Annotated in this window: 23 protein-coding genes, 1 tRNA gene and 1 riboswitch; of the genes, 14 read left to right on the top strand and 10 right to left on the bottom strand. The window is 43.5% G+C overall.

Annotated features, from left to right (window positions below):
- Positions 1-102: 102 nt before the first annotated feature.
- Positions 103-1,062, bottom strand: coding sequence for a ribonucleoside-diphosphate reductase small subunit (locus tag MJ612_RS15240; protein ID WP_187033801.1), 960 nt, complete (start codon positions 1,060-1,062; stop codon positions 103-105).
- A 641-nt stretch (positions 1,063-1,703) separates the two neighbouring features.
- Here MJ612_RS15240 and rplU point away from each other — a divergent pair.
- The 4 genes from rplU (at position 1,704) to metF (ending at position 7,507) form a co-directional block, all read left to right on the top strand.
- On the top strand, positions 1,704-2,012 hold the full coding sequence (gene rplU / locus MJ612_RS15235) for a 50S ribosomal protein L21 (protein WP_187033802.1): 309 nt from the start codon (positions 1,704-1,706) through the stop codon (positions 2,010-2,012).
- A gap of 64 nt (positions 2,013-2,076) precedes the next feature.
- Positions 2,077-2,346, top strand: a complete 270-nt coding sequence (gene rpmA, locus MJ612_RS15230; protein WP_187033803.1) for a 50S ribosomal protein L27 — start codon at positions 2,077-2,079, stop codon at positions 2,344-2,346.
- A gap of 267 nt (positions 2,347-2,613) precedes the next feature.
- Positions 2,614-2,723: riboswitch (SAM riboswitch) on the top strand.
- A gap of 72 nt (positions 2,724-2,795) precedes the next feature.
- The gene (gene metH / locus MJ612_RS15225) at positions 2,796-6,509 is read left to right on the top strand and encodes a methionine synthase (RefSeq protein ID WP_187033804.1); all 3,714 of its coding nucleotides are present in this window, start codon (positions 2,796-2,798) and stop codon (positions 6,507-6,509) included.
- A 41-nt stretch (positions 6,510-6,550) separates the two neighbouring features.
- On the top strand, positions 6,551-7,507 hold the full coding sequence (gene metF / locus MJ612_RS15220; RefSeq protein ID WP_187033805.1) for a methylenetetrahydrofolate reductase [NAD(P)H]: 957 nt from the start codon (positions 6,551-6,553) through the stop codon (positions 7,505-7,507).
- 63 nt (positions 7,508-7,570) lie between these two features.
- Here the strand turns inward: metF and ctlX are convergent, their stop codons facing one another.
- The 4 genes from ctlX to hemW all read right to left on the bottom strand — a co-directional run bounded on the left by ctlX (position 7,571) and on the right by hemW (position 11,002).
- Complete coding sequence (ctlX, locus tag MJ612_RS15215; protein WP_187033806.1) at positions 7,571-8,506, bottom strand: citrulline utilization hydrolase CtlX; 936 nt, start codon at positions 8,504-8,506, stop codon at positions 7,571-7,573.
- Between the two features lie 12 nt (positions 8,507-8,518).
- A complete protein-coding gene (locus tag MJ612_RS15210; protein WP_187033807.1) occupies positions 8,519-9,289 on the bottom strand; it encodes a cyclase family protein in 771 nt (256 codons plus the stop codon).
- 74 nt (positions 9,290-9,363) lie between these two features.
- Entirely contained in the window at positions 9,364-9,783 is a 420-nt protein-coding gene (locus MJ612_RS15205) for a hypothetical protein (protein WP_187033808.1), read from the bottom strand.
- 91 nt (positions 9,784-9,874) lie between these two features.
- Entirely contained in the window at positions 9,875-11,002 is a 1,128-nt protein-coding gene (gene hemW, locus MJ612_RS15200) for a radical SAM family heme chaperone HemW (protein ID WP_187033809.1), read from the bottom strand.
- Positions 11,003-11,159: 157 nt separating this feature from the next.
- Here hemW and MJ612_RS15195 point away from each other — a divergent pair, with 157 nt between their 5' ends.
- From MJ612_RS15195 to MJ612_RS15185, 3 genes are all read left to right on the top strand, one after another.
- Positions 11,160-12,920, top strand: coding sequence for a POTRA domain-containing protein (locus MJ612_RS15195; protein ID WP_187033810.1), 1,761 nt, complete (start codon positions 11,160-11,162; stop codon positions 12,918-12,920).
- A 73-nt stretch (positions 12,921-12,993) separates the two neighbouring features.
- Positions 12,994-13,066, top strand: a tRNA-Met gene (locus tag MJ612_RS15190).
- 608 nt (positions 13,067-13,674) lie between these two features.
- Positions 13,675-14,019 (top strand): hypothetical protein, encoded by a 345-nt coding sequence (locus tag MJ612_RS15185; RefSeq protein ID WP_250419207.1) that lies wholly within the window; start codon positions 13,675-13,677, stop codon positions 14,017-14,019.
- Between the two features lie 66 nt (positions 14,020-14,085).
- On the opposite strand, the gene MJ612_RS15180 is transcribed toward MJ612_RS15185, so the two are convergent.
- Positions 14,086-14,226, bottom strand: a complete 141-nt coding sequence (locus tag MJ612_RS15180) for a hypothetical protein (RefSeq protein ID WP_187033812.1) — start codon at positions 14,224-14,226, stop codon at positions 14,086-14,088.
- Positions 14,227-14,337: 111 nt separating this feature from the next.
- Here MJ612_RS15180 and MJ612_RS15175 point away from each other — a divergent pair, with 111 nt between their 5' ends.
- From MJ612_RS15175 to MJ612_RS15165, 3 genes are all read left to right on the top strand, one after another.
- Complete coding sequence (locus MJ612_RS15175) at positions 14,338-15,471, top strand: recombinase family protein (protein WP_187033813.1); 1,134 nt, start codon at positions 14,338-14,340, stop codon at positions 15,469-15,471.
- Positions 15,472-15,485: 14 nt separating this feature from the next.
- Complete coding sequence (locus tag MJ612_RS15170) at positions 15,486-15,806, top strand: hypothetical protein (RefSeq protein WP_187033814.1); 321 nt, start codon at positions 15,486-15,488, stop codon at positions 15,804-15,806.
- A 289-nt stretch (positions 15,807-16,095) separates the two neighbouring features.
- A complete protein-coding gene (locus MJ612_RS15165) occupies positions 16,096-16,293 on the top strand; it encodes a hypothetical protein (protein WP_187033815.1) in 198 nt (65 codons plus the stop codon).
- A gap of 118 nt (positions 16,294-16,411) precedes the next feature.
- Here the strand turns inward: MJ612_RS15165 and MJ612_RS15160 are convergent, their stop codons facing one another.
- On the bottom strand, positions 16,412-17,074 hold the full coding sequence (locus tag MJ612_RS15160; RefSeq protein WP_187033816.1) for an SOS response-associated peptidase: 663 nt from the start codon (positions 17,072-17,074) through the stop codon (positions 16,412-16,414).
- A gap of 100 nt (positions 17,075-17,174) precedes the next feature.
- On the opposite strand from MJ612_RS15160, the gene MJ612_RS15155 reads away from it, so the two are divergent.
- Entirely contained in the window at positions 17,175-17,645 is a 471-nt protein-coding gene (locus MJ612_RS15155) for a Panacea domain-containing protein (protein ID WP_187033817.1), read from the top strand.
- A gap of 1 nt (position 17,646) precedes the next feature.
- Entirely contained in the window at positions 17,647-18,381 is a 735-nt protein-coding gene (locus MJ612_RS15150; RefSeq protein ID WP_187033818.1) for a hypothetical protein, read from the top strand.
- A gap of 145 nt (positions 18,382-18,526) precedes the next feature.
- On the opposite strand, the gene MJ612_RS15145 is transcribed toward MJ612_RS15150, so the two are convergent.
- From MJ612_RS15145 to MJ612_RS15135, 3 genes are all read right to left on the bottom strand, one after another.
- Complete coding sequence (locus tag MJ612_RS15145; RefSeq protein ID WP_187033819.1) at positions 18,527-20,029, bottom strand: hypothetical protein; 1,503 nt, start codon at positions 20,027-20,029, stop codon at positions 18,527-18,529.
- A gap of 24 nt (positions 20,030-20,053) precedes the next feature.
- Positions 20,054-20,338, bottom strand: coding sequence for a helix-turn-helix domain-containing protein (locus MJ612_RS15140; protein WP_187033820.1), 285 nt, complete (start codon positions 20,336-20,338; stop codon positions 20,054-20,056).
- A 282-nt stretch (positions 20,339-20,620) separates the two neighbouring features.
- Positions 20,621-21,886, bottom strand: coding sequence for a site-specific integrase (locus MJ612_RS15135; protein ID WP_187033821.1), 1,266 nt, complete (start codon positions 21,884-21,886; stop codon positions 20,621-20,623).
- A 970-nt stretch (positions 21,887-22,856) separates the two neighbouring features.
- On the opposite strand from MJ612_RS15135, the gene MJ612_RS15130 reads away from it, so the two are divergent.
- Together MJ612_RS15130 and MJ612_RS15125 are read left to right on the top strand one after the other, a co-directional pair.
- Positions 22,857-23,228, top strand: coding sequence for a hypothetical protein (locus MJ612_RS15130; protein ID WP_187033822.1), 372 nt, complete (start codon positions 22,857-22,859; stop codon positions 23,226-23,228).
- A 10-nt stretch (positions 23,229-23,238) separates the two neighbouring features.
- Positions 23,239-23,424: a hypothetical protein gene (locus tag MJ612_RS15125; protein ID WP_187033823.1), complete on the top strand. Its 186-nt coding sequence runs from the start codon at positions 23,239-23,241 to the stop codon at positions 23,422-23,424.
- Positions 23,425-23,684: the final 260 nt, after the last annotated feature.

Genomic DNA, 23,684 nt, shown 5'->3' with positions numbered 1-23,684 from the left:
TTATACTTCAGCCACTGTCCGGTAAGGTATGTAAGAGTATTTAAGCGGCTTCCGGAGTTTTGATTTCCTTTGCCACTTAAATATAGTTAGTTTCTGATATTATTAAAAGTCTTCGTCCAGCGAAAAAACATTTTTGTCTTTGTCGCCTAGTACACCTGCTTTCTGGTATTCGCCTACACGTTTCTCGAAGAAGTTGGTCTTGCCCTGCAGCGAGATCATTTCCATAAAGTCGAATGGGTTAGCAGCATTGTAGATCTTGCTGTAGCCAAGTGCTACTAGTAGTCTGTCAGCCACAAACTCAATGTACTGGCTCATCAGTTTTGCATTCATACCGATCAGGTCAACCGGCAGCGCATCTGTCACAAATTCCTGCTCTATACTTACTGCATCCCTGATAATAGTATGGATTCGCTCTTCAGAAAGCTTGTTCTGCAGCATAGAGTAAAGCAGGCAGGCAAAATCGCAATGCAAACCTTCGTCTCTGGAGATAAGCTCATTAGAGAAGGTCAGGCCTGGCATTAAGCCACGCTTTTTCAACCAGAAAATAGAGCAGAAAGAACCGGAGAAGAAAATACCCTCTACAGCTGCAAAGGCAACCAGTCTTTCAACAAAGTTCTCGCTGTTGATCCACTTGAGTGCCCACTCGCCTTTTTTCTTTACACATGGCACGGTCTCCAGCGCATTGAAGAGATAATCCTTTTCAGACTGCTTCTTTATATAAGTGTCGATCAGGAGCGAGTATGTTTCGGAGTGAATATTCTCCATCATGATCTGGAAACCATAGAAACAACGCGCTTCCGGTAGCTGTACTTCCTGCATAAAGTTTATCGCCAGGTTCTCATTCACGATGCCATCTGATGCGGCAAAGAATGCAAGCACGTGGCTGATAAAGTGACGCTCGCCATCGTTCAGGTTTTCCCAGTCTTTCAGGTCCTGGCTAAGGTCGATCTCTTCTGCAGTCCAAAAGCTGGCTTCAGCCTTTTTATACATCTGCCATACCTCATCATGCTGAATCGGAAACAGTACAAAGCGGTTTGGGTTTTCTTGTAATATTGGCTCCATAAGCTACTAAATGTTTTATTGGTTGAAGGGGTAAGCTAATCAGCTTAGAAAACACCCCATGTTTACTTTTGTTTTTGACGGGTTCCCGGCAGGTACCTGGTAGTATCGTGACTTCAAATATAGAGAATTGAACTTGAAAGTAGGGGGTAAAGTTGTTCAATTTATGCACAAATAATTAAGTGGTTGTAGGTGTGATTGTTATGCTGAAATTAACACCGTTATACACATGATGTATATGTCATATTAGATAGTTAATATATTGTAAATTATATATTAAATAATTGTTAAGTGCAATGAAATGCCGGCTTATAGTGTTTAAACATGCTGTTTTGCCATATATGAAGAGCGAGAGTACAAAAAGAAGTGTAGGTTTCTGGTTTTAATCTATGTGCTTTGCGCACCTGTAAATTTGTTTTGTGGAAAAGGTGAAAAACCTGTTTTGCTTGTAACTACCTAGTTTGTTTGTTGTTATGGCAGTTTTTAACAGGTGCAAAAAAAATGTCACGTGTATATCAACATGGTTATCCACAATGCCTGAAAGTGCTGTTGAAATCTGCGAACATTTTAAGTTATAAGTGTTTGCAAATTAAAATTAAGCACCGTACTTTTGCAGACTAAATTTTAAACATACATTGAAGCTGATGTACGCAATTGTAGAAATCGCAGGTCAACAGACCAAAGTAGAGAGCGGTAAGTTCATCTACGCTAACAAGCTTTCCGGCAATGAAGGTGACGCCGTTGAGTTCGCCAATGTTCTTCTTACAGATGATAACGGAACCATTACCTTAGGTGCTCCATTCGTAAGCGGTGTTAAAGTGGTTGGTAAAATCCTTGGCAACGTTAGAGGCGAGAAAATCCGTGTTTTCAAGAAGAAGAGAAGAAAAGGGTATAGAAAGTCGAGAGGTTATCGTTCTGACTATACTAAAGTTCTGATCGAGAGCATTGGATAAGCAGTAAGAGGAAATTTATCGTAGAACCATTTCGGGCTAAGGCCTGATTAAATAGTAAAACAAAATGGCACACAAAAAAGGAGCTGGTAGTTCTAACAACGGTCGTGAGTCGCACTCAAAACGACTTGGTGTTAAGATTTATGGTGGCCAGGACATTATCGCTGGTAACATCATTGTAAGACAAAGAGGTACTGCACACCACCCAGGTAAGAACGTGGGTATGGGTAAAGACCACACTTTGTTCGCACTTATTGATGGCAAAGTAGAATTTAAGAAAAGCGTTAAGAACCGTTCTTACGTTTCTGTAATTCCTAACGTAGTAGCAGAAGCTTAATACGAACCTTTGCAGATTTAAAAAGGGATGTCGAAAGGCATCCCTTTTTTTATTTTGTTTAAATGTAAAATGTAGAAACTTAGCGTTTTACTGATCGTATACTAAACTAAGAAGAGTAATTAATCGGAAACGACCAAACTCTTTTAGGAAAAGGACACTTAATGTGTCCTTTTCTGTTTTGAAGCACATCAGTTGTATTAGTGATTATAGTTATATTCTAATGCAACAAAAATTCGCGTTTTGCGGATAAGTGTATTAACTTGCAACTTCTTATCAAGAAAGACTGAGGGATAGGGCCCTATGACGTCTTAGCAACCTTGTACAAGCCTGGTGCTAATTCCCTTCCCAGCTATACTTTAGCCGGGAAAAGATAAGATAGTATATCCTGCCTTAGGGTGTCCTTCTTGATAAGACAATGCAGAAGACTTACGAGAAGAAAGACACCAGCCATGACCAAAACACATCCGATCTACCAGCAGCTTAAAGAGCGCGTACTTGTGCTTGATGGCGCCATGGGCACCATGATCCAGCGTTACCAGCTACAGGAAGCTGATTTCCGCGGCGAGCGCTTTAAAGATCACCCCTCCGACCTGAAAGGAAACAACGACCTGCTTTCTATTACTAGGCCCGATATCATCAAGACCATCCATACAGAGTACCTAGAGGCTGGTGCCGATATTATCGAGACCAATACGTTCAGCGGAACAAGTATAGCCATGGCCGACTATCACCTGGAGCACCTGGTGTATGAGCTTAACTATGAATCTGCGAAGATAGCCCGTGAAGCTGCAGATGAGATACAAGCCAAGAATCCTTCGCACAAACGCTTTGTAGCTGGTGCCATTGGCCCGACTAACCGTACGGCTTCGCTTTCTCCGGATGTAAACAACCCTGGTTACCGTGCCATTACCTTTGATCAATTGGTTGAGGCATACTATGAGCAGGTGCGTGGTTTGGTAGATGGTGGTTCTGATCTGCTGCTGGTAGAAACCGTTTTTGATACGTTAAACTGTAAGGCTGCCCTTTTTGCGATACAGCAATTTGTAAATGATGGCGGCAAAGAACTGCCGATCATGGTTTCCGGAACTATAACCGATGCCAGCGGCCGTACCTTGTCTGGACAGACTGTAGAAGCCTTCTATAACTCCATCTCACATGCACCTATACTTAGCGTGGGCTTTAACTGTGCATTAGGTGCTCGTCAGCTGAAAACACACATCCAGGAGTTATCAAGAATATCAGACTGTTACATCAGCGCTTACCCGAATGCCGGTTTGCCAAATGCATTTGGCGGCTACGACGAAACAGCCCAGCAAATGGGGGCAATTGTAGAAGAATACCTGAAAGAGGGATTAGTAAATATACTAGGTGGTTGTTGTGGCACTACGCCAGTACATACCAAAGTAATTGCAGACTTGGTGCGAAAGTATAAACCGCACACTCCCACTCCGGTAGCTCCACTCCCACGCTACAGCGGCCTCGAGCCCCTTACCATTACCCCCGAAAGCCTTTTTGTGAATGTCGGTGAACGTACCAATGTTACTGGCTCCAAGATGTTTGCACGCCTTATAGTTAACGGACAGTTTGAAGAAGCTTTGGCAGTTGCCCGTCAGCAGGTAGAAGGTGGCGCACAAATCATAGACGTGAACATGGACGAAGGTATGCTCGATTCGGAGCAGGCCATGACCAACTTCCTGAACCTGATCGCTTCCGAACCTGACATTGCCAAACTGCCTATCATGATCGACTCTTCGAAATGGAGCGTGATAGAAGCCGGGTTGAAATGTGTGCAGGGCAAATCTATCGTTAACTCTATCAGCTTAAAAGAAGGAGAAGAAGCCTTTAAGAAATTAGCTCGTAAAGTACGCCAGTATGGTGCCGCTGTAGTGGTGATGGCATTTGACGAACAGGGACAGGCCGATACGTTGGAGCGCAGAAAAGAGATCTGCGAACGCTCTTACCGCATACTGGTAGACGAAGTTGGCTTCCCGCCACAGGACATTATTTTTGACCCGAACATCCTGGCGATTGCCACAGGTATAGAAGAGCATAACAACTATGCGGTAGATTATATCGAGGTTGTAAAATGGATAAAAGCGAACCTGCCGCATGCCCTGGTAAGCGGTGGTGTAAGTAATTTGTCGTTCTCGTTCCGGGGCAATGATATTGTGCGTGAAGCGATGCACACCGTATTTCTATACTATGCCGTGCAGGCAGGTATGGACATGGGTATTGTGAATGCGGGTATGCTGGGTGTGTACAGTGAAATACCAACCGAGCTGCGCGACCTGATCGAAGATGTGATCTTTAACCGCCACCCGGATGCCACTGAAAAGCTGGTTACTTACGCGGAAACTATAAAAGGCAAAGGCAAGACAGCCGCCGGAGCCGATAATGCCTGGCGCGATGCCCCTGTGGAAGAGCGCCTGAAGCATGCCTTGGTAAAAGGTATAGTTGACTACATAGAAGAAGACACCGAAGTCGCTCGTCAGCAGGCAACCAAAACGCTGGATGTGATTGAAGGGCCGCTGATGGCAGGTATGACCGTTGTTGGTGATTTATTTGGTGCTGGTAAAATGTTCCTGCCGCAGGTAGTAAAGAGTGCACGTGTAATGAAAAAGTCGGTGGCGTACCTGTTGCCGTTTATGGAGCAGGAGAAGCTGGCTTCCGATACGTCTAAATCAACCGCAGGTACTATACTTATGGCTACTGTGAAGGGCGACGTGCACGACATCGGCAAGAACATTGTGGGCGTAGTGCTGGCCTGTAACAACTACGAAGTAATAGACCTGGGCGTGATGGTGCAGCTGGATAAGATTTTGTCCGAAGCTGAAGCGCACAAGGTAGATATCCTTGGTTTGAGTGGACTTATCACACCTTCATTGGATGAAATGGTATACGTAGCGCAGGAAATGGAACGCCGCGGCATGAAGATTCCTTTGTTAATTGGTGGAGCTACAACTTCAAGAGTACACACTGCCGTGAAAATTGCACCGCAGTATAGTGGCCCCGTAGTACACGTGCATGATGCCTCCAGAAGTGTAACCGTAGTGAGCAGCCTGTTGGGCAGTGAGCGTGAAGCTTACATAGCCGAGATTAAAGCAGAGTATGAGAAATTGCGTGAAGACCACCTAGGCCGAACCAAAGACCGTGCTTTTGCAAGTATAGAAGAAGCCCGCGCCAACAAGTATAAAGTAGACTGGAATACAACGAAACCTGTTAAACCAAGCTTTATCGGCAACAAAACATACACCAATTACCCGCTTTCGGAGATCGTGCCATACATCGACTGGACACCTTTCTTCCATACCTGGGAGCTGAAGCGGCAATACCCGAAAATCCTGACAGATCCGGATTTGGGCACAGAAGCAACCAAACTGTTTAACGATGCGCAGGCAATGCTGCAGGAGATTGTGGATAAGCAATTACTGGAAGCCCGTGCTGTAGTTGGTTTCTACCCTGCCAACGTGGAAGCAGATGATACGATTGAAGTATATGCCGATGATTCACGTGGAAACGTGCTGACGGAGTTCCATACGTTGAGGCAGCAGGGCAAGAAAGGAGCTAACGTACCAAACCTGGCTTTCTCAGATTTTGTGGCTCCGAAAGAAACTGGCGTGCCCGATTACATCGGCGGATTTGTGGTGTCGGCTGGTTTTGGTATCGAGAAGTTGATAGAGAAATATGAAGCTGAGCATGATGACTATAAATCCATCATGGTAAAAGCTTTGGCCGACCGTTTAGCGGAAGCTTTTGCGGAACTGATGCATGCTAAAGTTAGGAAAGAACTTTGGGGTTATGCACCGGAAGAAAATCTGAGTAACGAAGACCTGATCAAAGAGAACTATAAAGGCATACGTCCAGCACCAGGCTATCCTGGTTGCCCAGACCATACCGAAAAAATCACACTGTTTAACCTGTTGGATGCTGAAAGAACCTCTGGGGTTATACTTACCGAAAACCTAGCGATGTACCCGGCGGCCTCGGTGAGCGGTTTATACTTCTCGCATCCGGAATCGAAGTACTTTGGGTTGGGTAAAATTGGTGAAGACCAGGTAGCAGATATCGCACAGCGCAAAGGTATGGCCAAAGAGGAACTGGAGCGCTGGCTATCCCCGAACCTGAACTACGAGCCAAAGCCGGTAGCGCAGCAGGCGGTGTAGTTAAATCTGAGATATAATATCTAAATAAGAAACACCCTTACATGAAAGTAACGGATCACTTCAAAAATGCCAACGGCAAAACGCTGTTCACTTTTGAGATACTGCCTCCGCTGAAGGGCGAGAACATGAAAACCCTGTTCAGCCACATAGACCCGCTGATGGAGTTTAAGCCGCCGTTTATCGACGTGACCTACCATCGCGAAGAGTATGTATATAAACAGCGCGAGAATGGATTACTGGAGAAGCGCACCACACGCAAGCGCCCTGGTACGGTAGGCATATGTGCGGCTATTCAAAATCATTACAAAGTAGACACAGTGCCCCACCTTATTTGCGGAGGCTTCAATAAAGAAGAAACAGAGAATGCGCTGATAGACCTGCACTTTCTTGGTATAGACAATGTATTGGTGCTACGCGGTGATTGTGTAAAGAGTGAGCAACGTTTTCTTCCGGAGCCTGGCGGGCACAATTATGCGTCAGAGCTTATCGGGCAGGTGGTAGATATGAACAACGGTTGCTATTTGGATGATGAGCAGACATTTCATAACCCTACAGACTTCTGCATTGGCGTGGCCGGATATCCTGAAAAGCACTTCGAGGCACCTAACCTGAAGTCGGACTTGCGCTGGTTGAAAAAGAAAATTGAACTGGGCGCGGAATACATCGTAACGCAGATGTTTTTCGACAACCAGAAGTATTTTGACTTTGTGAACCGCTGCCGCGAAGAAGGTATAAATGTGCCGATTATTCCGGGTTTAAAGCCGATGACCACGAAGTCTCAGCTAACCTTACTGCCAAGCCTGTTCCATATCGAAATACCTTGCGATTTAGCCGATGCCATTGAGGCCTGCCCGGATAACAAAGCGGCTGCTCAGGTGGGCGTAGAGTGGGCTATCAAGCAATCGAAAGAACTGATGGAATTTGGTGTGCCGTGCCTGCACTACTACTCTATGGGCAAGTCAGAATCGGTGCGCAAAGTGGCCGAAGCTTTATTTTAAAAACAACACCCTTACAAACAACTAAACTGCTTGAGGCCGGGGCTAAAGCTCCGGCTTTCGAGTTTATACTTGTTCAGGTTTATAGATTTCCGCAATCATGCAGCGCACACTACCCCCGCCACACTGCTCAATTAAATGTATCGGGAAGAATAGCAGGTGGTCTTTGTGTCTTCTAAGTTTGCTTAGCTGTTCATCTGTAAGGGAATTATAAGCTGCTTCGGACATCACAAGTATAGTTTCATTTTGTTTATTGCGCAGTTGCAGCATGTTCCCAGCAAAATGGTGGTGGGTTTGGCTTGCGGTAAGTGCGATGATTTCTTTTCCGGTACTTTCAAGTTGCTGACGCAGCTTCTCCCGGTCCTGTGCATCTACTACATCCATCCCAATAACAGCAAACGTATCGCCTAAGCACATCATCACATTAGTGTGGTAAATGAGTTCACCCGTCGGGCCATAAGCACGGAAGGTTACCGGTTTATACTTCAGCCTGTTGCAAAATTCCTGTAGTGGCTCAAGTTCTGTTCTGGGAGATAAAGCAGCGTATGCAATTTTGTTCACCCTGTCCAAGATCATACTTCCGGTGCCCTCCAGAAATTTTGGCTCAGGTAACTCTTCAAAATATTCTAGTTTTACATGCTCACGGTAGCCATACTTTTGCATCAGTAAGTCAATAATGTCTTGTCTGCGCTCGCCACGGCGGTTAGCAGGAGCCATTGGGTAGGTTACCAATTGGCCGGTTTGGTGTGTGGAGAACCAGTTATTCGGAAAAATAGAATCAGGTGTGCAGGAGCTTTCTACATCGCGAATCACATTTACTTCAATGCCCGCCTGCTGTAGCTGCTGCACCATCTGCCTGAATTCCTGAAGTGCCCTCTCCTGTACTTCTGTTGGAGCTAAGCCTTCTGCCTGCTTCTGGAATTTGTTAGTTTCAGCAGCATCCGGGTTATAGCAGAAGTTTGTCGGCTCGATCATCAAAATGGTGTCCGTGGTCTGCTTCATACTTAAAGTATACTATAACTCAGGGAAAACCGGCGATAAACTATAAAGTACAGGCTTGCTCGGGCTGGCATCGAGTTGCAGGCTGGCAATCTGCAGGTTCAGCAAGTATAAACCATCAGCAATATGGTCAGGCACATAAATAAGTTCGGTGATGGTGGCGCCGCAGCGGGTGTTCTTCGGGTATTGCCAGAACGCGTGGTGGCAAAGCAGTTTTCCTTCATCCAGTTCACGGTCCACAGATGGTAGGTCCAGCAATAAATGTTGCACGCCTTTCTCTGCTAAATATTGCCCTATGGTGTGCTCTAAGTATGGCGGATTGGTGCCGGAGTAGTGGCGGGTAAGTTTGTCGTTGGTGTTAGGCAGGGTGCGAAGTATAACTGCTTCTTGTTTTATACCTTCCAGTTGCTTCCGTACATCTTCCAGCAGCACTACTTCATCGCCGTTTTCCTGCTTTTGTGGCGTTATAGTTATCAGCTGGGCTACAAACAAAAAGCGTTTCAGGCAGTTGTGGATGGTGGCATTCTCATCTGCAGAAATATGGCCGTAGCATTCGGTGTGGGTACCGTTGCCGTGTGGCGTTACATGTACGCGCTTATAGTTGGTGCTGCCTCCTTCTGCCACACTCCCTACAAAATCACCAACACGAATTACATCAAACTGAACCGGCTCTGCCCAGAAACATTCCGGCTGTGGCTGCCTGTCGTGCAGTGGCATCGAAATATCCAGCGGTTGCAGTGGGTTGAAAGTATAAACCTGGTCGTGGTAGGTGATGGTGGCTTCCATAGTTAGCGGCTTTTTAACAAGTATAAGCTAAAATTCGGAAACCTATACTTCGTAGCAGCAAAAGTATAAGCTGCTTACTCCTCCAGTAACCAGCTAACAGCTTCGTCTTCTGAAGCAAAATCCTGAATATCGTAAGAAATATCTCCTGCTGCGTCTGCTCGTGCTACAACTGATGCCAGCGCCAGTTTCTTGAACAGGTTGTCAGGCATTACACGGGCCATTTTCCTGAGAGATGAATGCGAGAATAATTTATAATAGGTGTTGGAGAGCCAGTCTTTTGTTTCGGGATCAAGTATAGAGGCCTGTTGCGAGTTAACAAGTACCTTCTCTGCTTTCCTGCTGACAATAAGCTTATATGCCTCCATTGCTTCAGCCATAAATTGGTCACCTGTTAAAGGGCGCAGCCACTCCGTCCTGACCAACGCAAGACTATCGGCAGCTTCTATCCTTAAGCCATCTGATTCATAAACTGTTACTAAGGGGAGGGTTTGCATTTAGGACAAGCATTATAAGAATAATTTACCTTTACGAAAGCTGAAAACTAAAGTGTATCTTAAAACAGAAATGCTCGAATATTAAAAGAAATTATTCAATAAACAGATCCAACGTTATCTGGTCGGCGAGCAGCTTTCCTTTATCAGTCAGGTACAGTACATCGTTTTTTATACTTGCCAGCTCCTTCTGCTGCAGATCCTGTAAGTATAGTTTATGGGCCGCCTGTACATCATAGTTATACTTGTCGCGCATCTGAGCCAGGTCGCAACCCCAGATAGTACGCAGTGTTGTAAGCAGGTAGTCGTTGGCCTGGTCGGCTAAGGTTAGGTCTTCTATTTCGGCTGGGATGATATCCTGGCTGATGGCCTCGGTATACTTTCGGTTATTGGCTACATTATACTGCCTGCTGCTGCCGTTAAAAGAGTGTGCACTTGGTCCTACCCCTAAATAATGCACACCGCGCCAGTAATTGCTGTTGTGTTTCGACTCGTAGCCCGGTTTACAGAAGTTGGATATCTCGTACTGCACAAAGCCATGCTTCGCCATCTGCTCCAGTAGTATTTCGAACTGCTGCGCGGTAAAATCATCCTCAGAAGGTGTAAACTTTCCTTTCTTGCTCCAGCGGCCCAGCGCGGTATCTGGTTCTATCGTTAAGGCGTAGCAGGAAACGTGTTGTACATTTAGCGAGAACAGTGTTTCCAGGTCCTGTAGCCAGATACTGTGGTCCGGTGCCGGAATGCCATAGATCAGGTCTACAGTGATGTTGTTAAAGCCGGCTGCCTGTGCATCTTTCACGCATTGCAAACTTTCAGTGGCGTTGTGGGCACGGTTCATCAGGCGCAGGTGCGGCTCATGAAACGACTGCAAACCTATACTTAACCGGTTTATACCTGCAGCTTTTAATTCCTGTAGCTTGGCCGGTTTCAGGTCGTCAGGGTTGGCTTCCAGCGTAATTTCAGCATCATCCGAAACTATAAACAGCGATCTTATAGTTTGTAATAGTAGCTCCAGTTCCTGCTGCGTAAGCAACGATGGAGTACCGCCACCAAAGTAAATAGTTTCTATAAGTTGGCCCTGCAGGTAATCCTGGCGCAGGTTCAGCTCACGGGCAATAGCATCTATAGTTGCCGCTTTATGCCCCATAGAAGTGCTGAAGTGGAAATCGCAGTAATGGCAAGCCTGTTTGCAGAAAGGGATATGAAGGTATATTCCGGCCAAAGTTTAATTGTTAAATTGCTGGGTTGTTAAATTGTTGATGAACTATAAATCTGTAAAACAGAACCCGTTACCTTTGCAGGGATGTGCATCAGCCAGTTATCAACCGTTAACTGATTAACAATTTAGCCATCAAACAATTCAACAATTACTAATACAAATGTATAAAATAGCTGCCGTAGTATTGTGTTTGCTTTTGTGGCTGCCGCTTGTGCAGGCTCAAACACAAACGGCTGCGCCGCAGGCTAATGTTATACTTCAGCTACACACCTCCCCGGAAGATGCTCCAAGGTTACGTAACTATACTTTCCAGCCGAGCCATGCTGACTCAGCAGAAGCAAGCAAAGAAGTAAGAGCACTGATCTACCAGATGCAACAGGATGCTTACCTGCTTACCTCTGCTGATAGTTTATACCTGCGCAACGATACGCTTCACGTGAAACTACACATCGGTCAGCGCTTTGAATATGCCAGTCTGCGGAATGGTAACTTGAGCGAAGGTATCCTGATAGAATCCGGTTTTAGGGAGAAATTTTACCGCAACACACCATTTAAACCTGCCGAGTATGTAAAGCTACAGCAGCGAATTCTGGATTATGCCGAACGTAACGGCTACCCCTTTGCCAGTGTATGGCTGGATACGATAAGTATAAAGGATAACAAAATAGAGGCTGCCCTGATGGTGGAGAAAGCCTTTGTAGTTACCTACGACTCAGTGCAGGTAATGGGCGGCAGCAAAACTAAACCTAAATTTCTGATGCGCTACCTGCAACTACACCCGGGGCAACCTTATAACCAGGAGCAGATAGAAGCTACGCAGCGCATGCTTACCCAACTGCCTTACATTCGGGTAACAAGGCCACCGCAAGTACGCTTTGCCCGTGATAAGGCGCGTGTTTATTATTTCTTGGAAGACCGGCAAGCTAACCAGATAGATGGAGTAGTTGGTTTTCTGCCTGACCCGACGCGCACAGGTAATAAGCTTCTGATAACCGGTGAGGCCAACCTGAACATCCGGAACATAAAAGGCACCGGTAAAAGTGTGGCACTGCAATGGCGGCGTGTTAACAAAGGTTCAGTTATACTTAACGGCGAGTACCTGCACCCCAACGTATTTGGCACACCATTCGAGTTAGGTACACGTTTTAATCTTCTTAAGCAGGATTCATCATTTATCAATATACGGCCTCGACTGCAACTGGGGTATTATACCTTAAAATATGGCAAGTTTAGTGTGTATGGTGAATGGCTGAACTCGCGTATACTTGGCGATGCCAGTACCCAAAGCCTGCAGAACCTGGAGCTAGGCGATGCCCAAACCGCCACCTATGGTTTTAATTACCTATGGAATAACCTGGATGACTTTTACTTCCCGAGACGTGGCCGTCTTATAGAATTTGAACTGGCAGGTGGTAAAAAGACCCTTTTGCGGAACCCCGAGCTTGAGAAAAGCTTTTATGACACCCTGGATATGAAAACCACGCAGCTAAGTGTGGGGCTTCGGCTGGAAAACTTCCTCCGGATAAGTAAGAACAGTGCATTGCTGACCAGGCTCGAAGGAAATACGCTTTTAAACGACCAGATATTCCTGAACGACATGTACCGGCTCGGAGGCTTAACTTCTATCCGTGGTTTCGATGATTATGCCTTTTATGCATCAACGTATGCTATCGGGACACTGGAGTACCGCTTGTTCACTGGCTCAGATTCATACGTGTTGCTTTTCTATGATCAGGGCTATTACCAAAGCAACCTGGAAAAATCTGAAACAAGTGACTGGCCATTAGGACTGGGCAGCGGAATTAGTTTTAGTACAGGTGCCGGAATTTTTCAGTTAGTATATTCTGTGGGACGATCTGAGCAACAGCCACTTTCGTTGAAATACTCTAAAATACACTTCGGCTTAACCAGTAAATTTTAACTTTTTTTGACCTTTAAGGTATAATAACTTGCAAAGTATACTTTGATGTACTACTTTTGTAACACAATAACAGTGCGGGATGGAGCAGTTGGTAGCTCGTTGGGCTCATAACCCAAAGGTCACAGGTTCGAGTCCTGTTCCCGCTACCTCAGATTAAGATAAAGGCTTGTAGGTGAATAACTTGCAAGCCTTTATTGTTTTACAGGTGACCAAATAGGTGACCAATTCCCTTTCCCAACTGTAGTATGGTGCGCTCAAGTTATGCAATCAGGGCGTAATCTAAAAATTTCTGCACCACCCATTCGCGTAAGTTTAAACTTGCCATTGTTCAGATTTAGAACTGAAAATCCGCGGATTTAGACGTTGTGGTGTCAGATAAACATGAAGATATTTTCATGTGTCAGCTTTACAAAACAGCTGTTTTTAAAGCTATTTGCCTATTGTTCATGGCTGAACCCCTTTTCTTTCGCCACCTTCGGATTATAAATTTAAATTTTTAGCCAAAGTCTTGAGGTGCGTCTGCCTGCCTACCGCTCCAGAAAAACAAGGTTAAAACTGAAGACCCCATAATTAATATACTGATTATCAAATATTTTCAGCGATAGCGGATTAAAATGCGTATATTGCATAAAACAAACTTGCCAATAGCTATCCTACTCTTACAATCGGCAAGTATATTTCCACAGATTGATTCCAGAACGGCTCGTATCGTAGCTTGTATTCGTTGCTTTGGGTTGATACATCCCCCGTTGGTATGAATTCCCAAACCGCGAGCGCTTCGTATAACGACAGCAAAATACAACAACAGTACCATATAATATTAGCTAAGCTTCAGAGCACCGTCGCTAAACACAAAGCCGATTTTCCGCAACTTTCAGAAATTGAAAAATTTTTGGACATAGAATTTCCAGAAGCAGACAGGGATGAAGATTTTGTGAACAGGTTGGATGAAATTTGCTCCTTTCTGAATAAGCTAAGCACAAAATCATACATCATCCGCCACCTGCACCATAACTTGTGCAAGGATGTGGAATTAGTCAAAAACAAAACTTTTCATTTTATGGATGAGCACGATGAATACTTTATATTTCCAAGGTAAAGCATACTGGCAACTTGCCGCTCAAGAAAACAGGGATAAATACGGCCAGCCCCAGATTTACACTTCTTACCAGCGCCTCCTGCGCCTATCCCGTAAATACTGCTCTTTTAATTGACGATATGCAGCAATCACCAGAGGAGCAATGCCCAGCGGCACAGCAATGACGATGTACATTACCCATTCGTACCATGTCTCTGGCTTTTCCATGCCCGAAATATACGGCTGTTAAGTGAAGTGTTTAGTTTCGTTCAGTTTCTACAACGAACGTATTGGAAATTGAACAAACATAGTTACCTTTGAATATACGAAGAAGGTGACATGAAAAAGTTTGTAGCACTATACAGGGTAAGTACAGAGAAGCAGAACCAGAGCGGACTTGGACTGGACGCGCAGAAGTTCGCTGTAGAAAGTTATGTGTTGTTATTAGGTGGTGAAATAATAGAGACCTTTACGGAAGTTGTTTCTGGTGGCGCAGGCAAAGACCGCATTTCGACCAGCAATAACTTGACTACCGCTAAGCTGTTACGGAAGCGCCCCATACTACAGGCTGCTATTGATTTCTGCCTAAAGCATAACGCCACGCTGGTAGTAAAAGAAGCTTCTCGCCTAACCCGCTATAGTTTGCTTATGGACTTCCTGCTGGCTTCCAAATTGGATTTCGTGTGTGCAGATTCACCCAACGATTCACCGCTTATTATTAAGCTGAAGACTGCATTGCATGAAGAAGAACTGCTGAAAATAAGCGAACGTACTAAGGCAGCGCTGGCGGCAAAGAAAGCCGCAGGACACAGACTTGGAAGTCCAGCACGCCCACAGCCACACGCACTGGAGAAAGCAGTGAAGGCGCGCCGTAATGAAGCTTCAGCCAGCAAGGAGAACAGGCAGGCTGCTAACCTTATCCTTATGTACCGCAAAGACGGTAAAACTTTCAGGGAAATAGTTGACCTGCTTAACAGAGCCGAATACAAAACCACCCGTGACCAGCCCTTTACCGTTAGCAGCGTGCACATGCTCTACAAGCGGGCAATGCAGGATAAGGCGCAGGAAATGAATTTTAAATTTAAAAATCATCCAGACGACGAGCATCACCTTCAGATAAAGGCCATTAATATGAAAGTCAGAGTTGACAACGGCTTTCTATACTTTGAAGAGAACACAAGCCACGGCGAACCAATGCCTTATACTTCCGCTCTTTTCCAGCAAGTAGTCCAAGATGGTGCTATACTGGAGCAGGTAAAAGATTCTTTTGTGCTTTACAAAGACAGAAACAAGAACGAAGTGCTGGCAGACGCACAAAACTTCATTGGACTGCTTTTTTATCTTGCTGACAGACAATACAGGTACAACCTGCAAAAAGACCATGAAGCCAGCTTAGACCCAACCTTAAACTATATTTCAAAAGGAAATCCTGAAAAGAAACAGCCACCTTTTATACTTTCCAAAGTACTTTAACTTGCCCTGCCTACATGAAGCTATTTAATGATTTTAACCAGCCAACCACAGGAGAAGTGGAGCGGTTGGCAAATGCGTGGTGTGACGCGCAAATAAAACACTTGCCAGAATCAAAGTGGCTGGAGTGGGCAAAGGAGCGTTGGGCAAAAGATGACTTGGATAAGCTAGATGGGCAAAGCCTGACAAACTATTTTCTGAACAGCGATTTAGACGAAGCCGAAAGTTACGACGAGTTTTTACTGGAAGTAAACATAGCCTGTGCCGCTTTCTACTATGCCAACGGTGGCAAAATGGAAGAAGGAATACGTAGGTTCTCCAAAAAAACAGGCTACTAACACCCCGCCAAAAGTTCTTCCGACAAAACCTTGTCCGCGTCATCATCTACGGCGGCTTTTTGCTGGTGCTTTACTGGAGCGTGAATAAGATTATTGAAATTGCCCAGGAGAAGGACGCTGAAGTGGAATTGGAAAAGAGAGGTACAATAGCTTGTAAGAATTAAAATATTATGTTTAGAGAAATACAGGTTGAATATTCAATAGGTTATTTTTCATAAAAAAAGGATATGAATTTATTTTAATATTAGTATTTCATTATATTTATAATGAAAACTAAACTTTTATAATTATGTTCTTTTGGCTTATAGTGCTTATTATTTTAGGAGGGGTTATTGGCATGGCCTATGGTATGGGGAAGGGTGGCAAAGATAATGCTGCGGAAGGCGCTGCAATGGGAGCCGCTGCAGGGTTCAGTATCTTTATTACCATCTTGCAAATCATTCTCCCTTTTATATTGATTGCTGCTTTGATTAAAGCATGTAGTTAATAGTAATTATAAAAAGTATTTTAAGCCGTTTTAAGCACTCTTTACTACAGTCCATTAATTGAAATGGATTATGTGTACAAAAGTGTCTTAGGGCGGCTTAAACGGTTTTGTAGGGTGTTTAAAGCGAGTTTAAAACTTCAGGAACATTATTCATTGGCGAGTTCACAAGCGGAGATACAGGATAAGCTTTCATGTCTTGCGCCCTAAACGGAACCAGTAAGGACAACAGTTCTTCCTGCGTCTCATTCTCGTCCAGCCATAGTTCTTCTGCTTCTGGCGATAAAATGACAGGCATGCGGTCATGTATCGGCTTAACCACGTCATTTGCCTCTGTCGTAATAATGGTGAACGTGTGCAGTACTTCACCAGTACTCTTGTCTGCCCACTCGTCCCACAGCCCCGCGAACGTAAACAGTTCTTCGTTCTTCAACATGATTCGATAAGGCAGCTTATCATGTCCTGTTACCTGCCATTCAAAGAACCCGTCAGCAGGCACCAAACAGCGCTTTGACTGCAATAACTTACGAAAGGAAGGTTTCTCTGTCAGAGTCTCTGCCCGGGCGTTTATAGAGCGTTTAACAGCCTTTGCGTCCTTCGCCCAGAAGGGCTGTAAGCCCCACGAGAAGAACTGAAGCTTATCTTGTTGCTGTTCTGTTATTACGGGCAAGGTTTGGCTTGGAGCCGCGTTGTAATGCGCTTCCTTCAGGTGCTTTTCAATCAGTTTTGCTGCCTTGGATTTGCCTTTAGTTGCTCTTGGCTGTACTGTGTATCTGCCGCACATTATTTAAACTATTTCATCTAATTTGAACAAATTCGCGTAAATAGTACTTATATTTGTAATAATAACGGATAAATCCAATATTTTAAGGCAATAGCAAGATATGTACAACATAAATACGATTTGTGATTATGTTATCTTACGATTAAAATCGGAAGGAGAAGACTTTTTGACCAATCTTAGGTTACAGAAGTTGCTGTATTATGTACAAGCTTGGCATTTAGCTTTTAATAAAGAAAAATTATTTGAAGGAGATTTTCAAGCATGGATTCATGGTCCAGTTAACCGTGAAATCTATGATAGATTCAAAGATTCAAAAGGCTTATATTCGGAAATTCATTTAGCTGATTTACTAGATGAAAACTGTTTTCAGAACATTGACGAGGAGTCAAGAAAACACGTTGATGTCATTTTAGAGAATTATGGGAAGTTTTCAGGTACCCAATTAGAATATATGACACATCAAGAAGAGCCTTGGATAGATGCAAGAAAAGGCTATTCTCCTTCACAAAGGTGTGAAATAGTAATCAATAATGAGTTAATGGGCGACTATTATAGAGCAAGACTACAATAAAATGGCAAAAACTCCTGTAGTTGGGTTAACTCCTCAACAAGAGAAACGTCCTGTAATACCACAACAACTTCAAAAGCCCGATAATTGGGCTTTTTCTTTTAAGTACTTCAATCAAATTCCGTATTTTGGGGTTGACAGAGTTAGAAATAACTGGTTTGTATCTCTTCTTGAGCGATTGAAGGATTTGTGTAATAAGGAGAAGGAAGCACTTTTTAAGGATAAAAAATTAAAATCAGACTATAGATACCACCCCATTGATTGGGAACATCGTAATGTTCCTATTCAGCGCTCTGATTTAACATGGCTAAAGAAGGAATACTTAGAAAATGACGTAGAATACCCCTTGTTTCAATTTCAGGTATCAAAGGGGTTTGGCAGAGTAGTTGGGTTTTGGAATGAAGATGACACACTATTTTACATAGTACTACTCGACCCCCTACATAACATTCAGCCAGCGGGGAATAAGTATGGCTACAAAGTTGACGACTGCTTTCCTTTAAGTTGCGAATATAGTTCTGTGATAATGGATATTGAATGGGCTCGAAGAGCGCGATGTAAGGATGAAAAATGTTCTGTTACTGCAAGACTTAAAAACATTCCTTCTAAATCCAATGAGTCTAATGCTGTTTTCGTTGTTCTTGAAGACAGTACTATTGAAATTTTGGAGAAAGTTGAAAAGAAGTACACATTAAGTGAAATAATTGAAGCTGGCCTTCTTATGTTGGAAGACAAGTAATAAGGCCATTTTAAGTCATTTTAAGTCATTTTATGCGCTTTTTAGCGCTTAATGTATGCGCCTGTGTCTTATGCTCAAACGTGTCCTATAACGTCTCTAATAGCCTTAAAGTAGACTGCTTAGTCCTTTGATGTAAAGCCAAAATTCACCACCACTCCACCTTTAATTTTGGCCTGTACCCTACCAGCTTGTGCAGTGCTTCTTCCATAACAGACCGCACAAACTCCGCATGCCTTACCGTCGTTACAAGGCTGTCGTGAATGGAAAAAAGCGGCACACGTGGCTTAAGTTTTGTGATGCGCTTACTAGCAACCTTCAGGACGATGTGCGCTTCTATCTGTTGCAAGAGGTATGCAAGGTTCTGGTGCTTCTCCGCTTTAATCGTGTCATATAACTTCAGCACAGTTGGGTAGCGTTGTGCAAACAACCTATAGAAGTCAGGTGTAGAGGCGTGCTTGGCCGCCCGTATTTTGCCAAATGCAACCATGCTCCACATTTCCTTTATGTCTTCACGGGTCGTGTTATCGTCGTATTCCCTGTTGAACGCGTTGCTTAGTTCTGTGTAAAAGTCCTTCACTAAAATATCTTGAAAATACCGCCCTACGTCCTCATAAAGGCCCTTTTCTATACCTTCCTGTATCTCTTTTACTAAAGTAATAGAAGAAGAAAGAGTAGAGATATTAGGAAAGACAGAGACAGAGACGTGTTCATTGCTCTGGAGAGACATAAGGGACAGTACAAGTTCACCCAAGAGAGAAGAACAAGACAATGAAGACATAGAAATTTGTCCTGCGCCTACGTCATTAAACAAGTCCTTTAAAATTTTTTGCTCTTCCGCAGGCAAGCCCCTTGTTTTGACTTTGTAGAAGTTAGAATTAAACAGAAGCAACGTCAGATATGGTTGGCAGCACTTCACATCCACGCTGGCTAATTGTTTGCCGCCGTAGGTTAGAAACCGCCTGAACTCCCTGTTCATGCTGGTCAGGACTGTGTGCAGCCTGCCTGCGGTCTGGTCAACGACGAAAGGGAGTTTTTCAGGGTCACCCTCATGCACGGTTTCAATGATGCGCGCCATGCGGTGATGTTTCGCAGACAGGTCTTCTTCAGGCCAATATTCGTCGCCCAGGAAAATAGACTTTTGCTCTTCTGTCATGTTGAGCGGGTATGTTTTGTGCAAATGCTCCAGGGCCTTTTCTCTGTCAATTTTAAGGTTGCCGTGTGCAAACCATTTCCACAGGTTCTTAAATTGTTTAATGGCCTCGTCCTTGCGCGTGTCCCTTTCAAGTGACTTGATAAACTTTTTGTCTGTGAGCGTCACCGCCTTTGTCTTCCTGTTGTACGGCGCAAGCAGCGTGTACAGCGTGGAGTGCTGGCCCTGCACAAAGTTTATGGCTTTAAGCACACCCGCGTCCACAAGGTACTTCAGGTACGCGTTGTAGTTTCTTATTCCCGCATCGTTCTGTAGGTAGGCAGAACTGACAGGCACGTATTCCCCACCTATTTTCAGGTCATGCCTGTAGGTCTGCATGTATGCTATCGAACCAACGATGTACAGTAGCTTGTCTTTACTGAAGTTCTTGACCTCTACAGGTGGCTTCCGTTGTATTAACTTATTCACATCCAACTCCGCTGGAATGAACACTTTCATTCTCTACCTCCTTACTTTTTAAATTTAAAAGTTTTGGCCTTCTTCAAACGCCATATTAAGTTCGGAAGCGAAGTAACGGTATCCCCTTAAGCCTTTTATTTTGTACCTGCGAATTGTCTTTGCTCTTACAAGTTGCATAAGAGCAGGTTTGCTAATGTCTAAGTGTTTACAAGCTTGTTTCGTTGTAAGAGGTTTTTCTGCTTGTACGCAATCGTGCTTTGCGATTTCGGCTAACTTGCCGTTCAGGTACTTGTCAATAACTGGAAAAATGTGGGAATGTACAGCACGTATAAAGTCTGCGAGAGTCATAGACCCAAAGTTAGTTTTGTCAAACATGTCTTTAATTTTTAAATAGCTAAAATTTACTACTTGGTCATATGCTGACCTTAAAGACACTTATCACGCAGGTGTTTCCCGCTATCTAACTTTGAGTTTAAGCAATAGTTTGTCTTACCAAGAATTAGTAACTGGCTGCATAAACAGCCATAAGGAGTTTGACACGTAGAGTCTGTTGCCCTACTATCTGACTTTGAGTTTAAGTGTCAGTTTGCCTTACAGTGGAAAATATACGTACAGCGTTGGTCGAAGTTTTTAGACGTTAGCCCAAACTCTATCCATTTCCTTAGCAACATGTTTGTTGTCTTCGCCAATGTAGAAGTTCAGCATTTTGTCATTAGCATGTCCTGTAATAGCCCTTATTGACTCTTTAGACATGTTGCCATGGATATGCGAGATAGTTACAAAAGTTTTTCTGGCTGTATGGCTTGATATGAAAGAATACTTTGGCCCTGATAAATCCACAGCTTTCTTGCCGCTATAAGTAACATAGTTTATGAACCCACAAATGCCCGCCAGTTTGCATACGTCTTTTATGTATGTGTTAAATTTTTGGTTGGTAATAGTTGGGAAAACATGTTCAGACTTCTCTTTTGTTTTCATTTTTTGAAGTATGTTAACAGCAGGTGCAACTAATGTAATCTCTACAACTTCAGGCTTATTGCCTTTGATTTGGTACAGGTGCCATTCAGGCCTACCTTCGCTGTTAGTCACTATGTTTTGCCACTTAAGGTTAGCAATGTCTGAAAACCGTTGGCCTGTCAAGCACTGAAAGCAAAACCAATCTCGTACACGTTGAAGTTTCGGATTATCTGCAAGGTTAAGGTGTAGGATTTTCTTAAACTCTTCAGGTGTTAGCGAGATAACTTTTGTTTTAAAGCGCTTTGAAGTAAATTCTGTAAAATGCTGGTTCTTATGTAGTCCTTTTTTGTATGCCCACTTTAGGAATACCTTAAGGCAGTCCATGTATTTACTTACAGTATTATTGGTTTGCTCTTTCACACTGGTTAAAAAATACTTAAACCGTTTTTCAAATAAAGAGTCCATGTTGTCAAAGCAAAGAGAACACTTATAGGTGTCTTCGTATTCTTTTAAAAGCACTTTTTGTAGCGTGACATACTTTTTTACAGTTAACTCCTTGACCTCAAGCCGCTTTTCATTTGTAAAATCTGAGAAGAGTGCATGTATGCTTTTAATGTCGGTTTCATGTATAAGGCTGCCCTTATCCTGAACATGGCCTTTAATGGAGTCAGGCTCTGGTATAATGCCTTTGTCAATAAACTCTTTGTAAACGCTTAAAATTTTCTCTTCTATTTCATATAGTTTGCCTTTGAAATGAGAGTAGTCCGCAAAACTTACTTTAGGTAGTTTCATTTCGTCATTCCAGCATGAGGCTTTAAGGGTTAGGCCTGTAGACATTTTAAGCCTGTTCCCATTGTAGGAGAAATTGACCATGATTAGCGCAGAACCTTCATCGTTCTTACTTTTCTTAAGCCAGAAAATTACTTTTGGAGTTTTCATTTTAATGTGGTTTAAAGTTAAAATTATATTTTTACGATAAACCTACAGTTGTGATTGGAAGCTAGAAATAGGTGACCAAAAGGTGCCCAAAAATCCTTTCATACCTTTTCCTTCTTTGTTTTTGCTTTCTTTGTGATGACTGCAAAATGCTGAAGAAAAGGTAATTAAGGGTAATGAGTGGAAAGTAAGTTTTATTAAAAAAGTCCTGTTCCCGCTACCTAAAATGAACAAAAAGGCTTGTAGATAACTTCTACAAGCCTTTTTGCTTTACAAGTGACCAAATCGGTGGCCAGTTTTACTTCCAACTGTAGTACACTGTATCCCAGTTCGGTACTAAAAATTAGGCAGCTATAGTTACAGTCCAAGAGCGGGCAGGTCGCGACCTGTCCCTACGAAACTACAACCACGATCAAACCCGAAGCTTATCGGTTCATAGTATAGGATAGTGTTAGCTATGAGAAAGATCACAGTCTTCGGGTTGAGCGCCTTGTAAATATCTGGTGCCGAAAAGGCATTGCGAGGAACGAGCAAAAGAGATTTGCACCGCTCGATGCCCGAAGACGAAGCCTCCCGGCCGTGAGGGCACCAAAGCTAGCTATAGAACTAAAGGTAATTAAAGCTCCCAGGATGAAGAGTAACTACGAAAGTATAGCTTGGTTCAAGTTGAAGAGAATAGCAACTATAGAACCCAGACACTAGCAGAAGCTGCGCACGCTGCTAGGTCTTGTAAACTAAAAGCTGAGATATATTTCTAACTCAGGTTCAAAATGACAAATACTATATTGTAGAGTCTGATAAGCCTGGTAAATATTACTATTTTTAAAAATACATCTATTGATTAAATGCCTCTGCAGTGCTGGTTAGCTTGTTTGTTAAAATAAGTTATTTATAACCAATAACTTATGCTTTTATTAACTAATTATGCCGTATACTTAAGTAGGATAATAGAATATACCTTTTCCTGCTAATCATGACCTATAAAACCATTATCATCTCCCTGTTGACCAGTTTCCTTTTATTAACTATAACAAATACCTTCGCCCAGAACGCACCTACCAAAGAAGAGCAAAAGCAGGCACAGGAAGTAGCTAAAGAAAAAGCATTAGCTGACGAACTCCGCCTGAGTGATGCTAAAGACTTAAAAAAAGATACTAAAGCGGACGCTAAAATTGCAGCTGCAAATGCCAAAGAAGCTAAGCGAATAGATAAGGAAGCATCTTATGCAGCCAAGCAGGCCAAACGTGCTGCCCGAATGGAAGCGAAAGCGCAACGCAATCGTACTGAAGCAGACAGCCAGGCAAAAAAAGCGGCCAAAGCAACCAATAAGTCAAACGCTAACTAAATCAATATTAATGGAAAATAAATATCCGGAAGGGGCAACTGTATTTGCCAAAGAGGCTCCTGCCCGTAGTTTGACTGTAAGGCGTTATGCAAAACGCATTTACTATTGTACAGATCCTGCTCAGCCCCTGGGCAAAGACCAGGTATACTATGAGCGCGAGCTGATGCAACATAAAACAGAAACAGGGCAAAGCTGAAGTGTTTTCAAGGAATCCACTTTTAAAGCCTTAGATCCCATTGAGGGGAGAGTCCTGTCAATCTAGCTTTGGGTTTACCTGAAGAGAAGCCTGATCCAGAAGTGGGTTGGGTTTTTTGGGTTGCTATAGTTTGTGCTGGCAAAGTATAAAATGCTGATTATCACGATAAAACTTAGCAGGGTACAGAAAGTTAGCTGTATCTTACCATGTCTGCGCAGCAATAAATTTTCTTTAATAAAGTACCTTTGCGGCATCAACCT

The sequence above is a fragment of the Pontibacter deserti genome (assembly GCF_023630255.1).
Lineage (GTDB): Bacteria > Bacteroidota > Bacteroidia > Cytophagales > Hymenobacteraceae > Pontibacter > Pontibacter deserti.
Note: the sequence above shows the minus strand (reverse complement) of the source record. Positions and strands in the feature narration are given on the sequence as shown.

Bases quoted from the DNA above. Each gene is read 5' to 3' on its own strand.
- MJ612_RS15240 (WP_187033801.1), bottom strand. From the start codon at position 1,062: ATGGAGCCAATATTACAAGAAAACCCAAACCGCTTTGTACTGTTTCCG.
- rplU (WP_187033802.1), top strand. From the start codon at position 1,704: ATGTACGCAATTGTAGAAATCGCAGGTCAACAGACCAAAGTAGAGAGC.
- rpmA (WP_187033803.1), top strand. From the start codon at position 2,077: ATGGCACACAAAAAAGGAGCTGGTAGTTCTAACAACGGTCGTGAGTCG.
- metH (WP_187033804.1), top strand. From the start codon at position 2,796: ATGACCAAAACACATCCGATCTACCAGCAGCTTAAAGAGCGCGTACTT.
- metF (WP_187033805.1), top strand. From the start codon at position 6,551: ATGAAAGTAACGGATCACTTCAAAAATGCCAACGGCAAAACGCTGTTC.
- ctlX (WP_187033806.1), bottom strand. From the start codon at position 8,506: ATGAAGCAGACCACGGACACCATTTTGATGATCGAGCCGACAAACTTC.
- MJ612_RS15210 (WP_187033807.1), bottom strand. From the start codon at position 9,289: ATGGAAGCCACCATCACCTACCACGACCAGGTTTATACTTTCAACCCA.
- MJ612_RS15205 (WP_187033808.1), bottom strand. From the start codon at position 9,783: ATGCAAACCCTCCCCTTAGTAACAGTTTATGAATCAGATGGCTTAAGG.
- MJ612_RS15195 (WP_187033810.1), top strand. From the start codon at position 11,160: ATGTATAAAATAGCTGCCGTAGTATTGTGTTTGCTTTTGTGGCTGCCG.
- MJ612_RS15185 (WP_250419207.1), top strand. From the start codon at position 13,675: ATGAATTCCCAAACCGCGAGCGCTTCGTATAACGACAGCAAAATACAA.
- MJ612_RS15180 (WP_187033812.1), bottom strand. From the start codon at position 14,226: ATGGAAAAGCCAGAGACATGGTACGAATGGGTAATGTACATCGTCATT.
- MJ612_RS15175 (WP_187033813.1), top strand. From the start codon at position 14,338: ATGAAAAAGTTTGTAGCACTATACAGGGTAAGTACAGAGAAGCAGAAC.
- MJ612_RS15170 (WP_187033814.1), top strand. From the start codon at position 15,486: ATGAAGCTATTTAATGATTTTAACCAGCCAACCACAGGAGAAGTGGAG.
- MJ612_RS15165 (WP_187033815.1), top strand. From the start codon at position 16,096: ATGTTCTTTTGGCTTATAGTGCTTATTATTTTAGGAGGGGTTATTGGC.
- MJ612_RS15160 (WP_187033816.1), bottom strand. From the start codon at position 17,074: ATGTGCGGCAGATACACAGTACAGCCAAGAGCAACTAAAGGCAAATCC.
- MJ612_RS15155 (WP_187033817.1), top strand. From the start codon at position 17,175: ATGTACAACATAAATACGATTTGTGATTATGTTATCTTACGATTAAAA.
- MJ612_RS15150 (WP_187033818.1), top strand. From the start codon at position 17,647: ATGGCAAAAACTCCTGTAGTTGGGTTAACTCCTCAACAAGAGAAACGT.
- MJ612_RS15145 (WP_187033819.1), bottom strand. From the start codon at position 20,029: ATGAAAGTGTTCATTCCAGCGGAGTTGGATGTGAATAAGTTAATACAA.
- MJ612_RS15140 (WP_187033820.1), bottom strand. From the start codon at position 20,338: ATGACTCTCGCAGACTTTATACGTGCTGTACATTCCCACATTTTTCCA.
- MJ612_RS15135 (WP_187033821.1), bottom strand. From the start codon at position 21,886: ATGAAAACTCCAAAAGTAATTTTCTGGCTTAAGAAAAGTAAGAACGAT.
- MJ612_RS15130 (WP_187033822.1), top strand. From the start codon at position 22,857: ATGACCTATAAAACCATTATCATCTCCCTGTTGACCAGTTTCCTTTTA.
- MJ612_RS15125 (WP_187033823.1), top strand. From the start codon at position 23,239: ATGGAAAATAAATATCCGGAAGGGGCAACTGTATTTGCCAAAGAGGCT.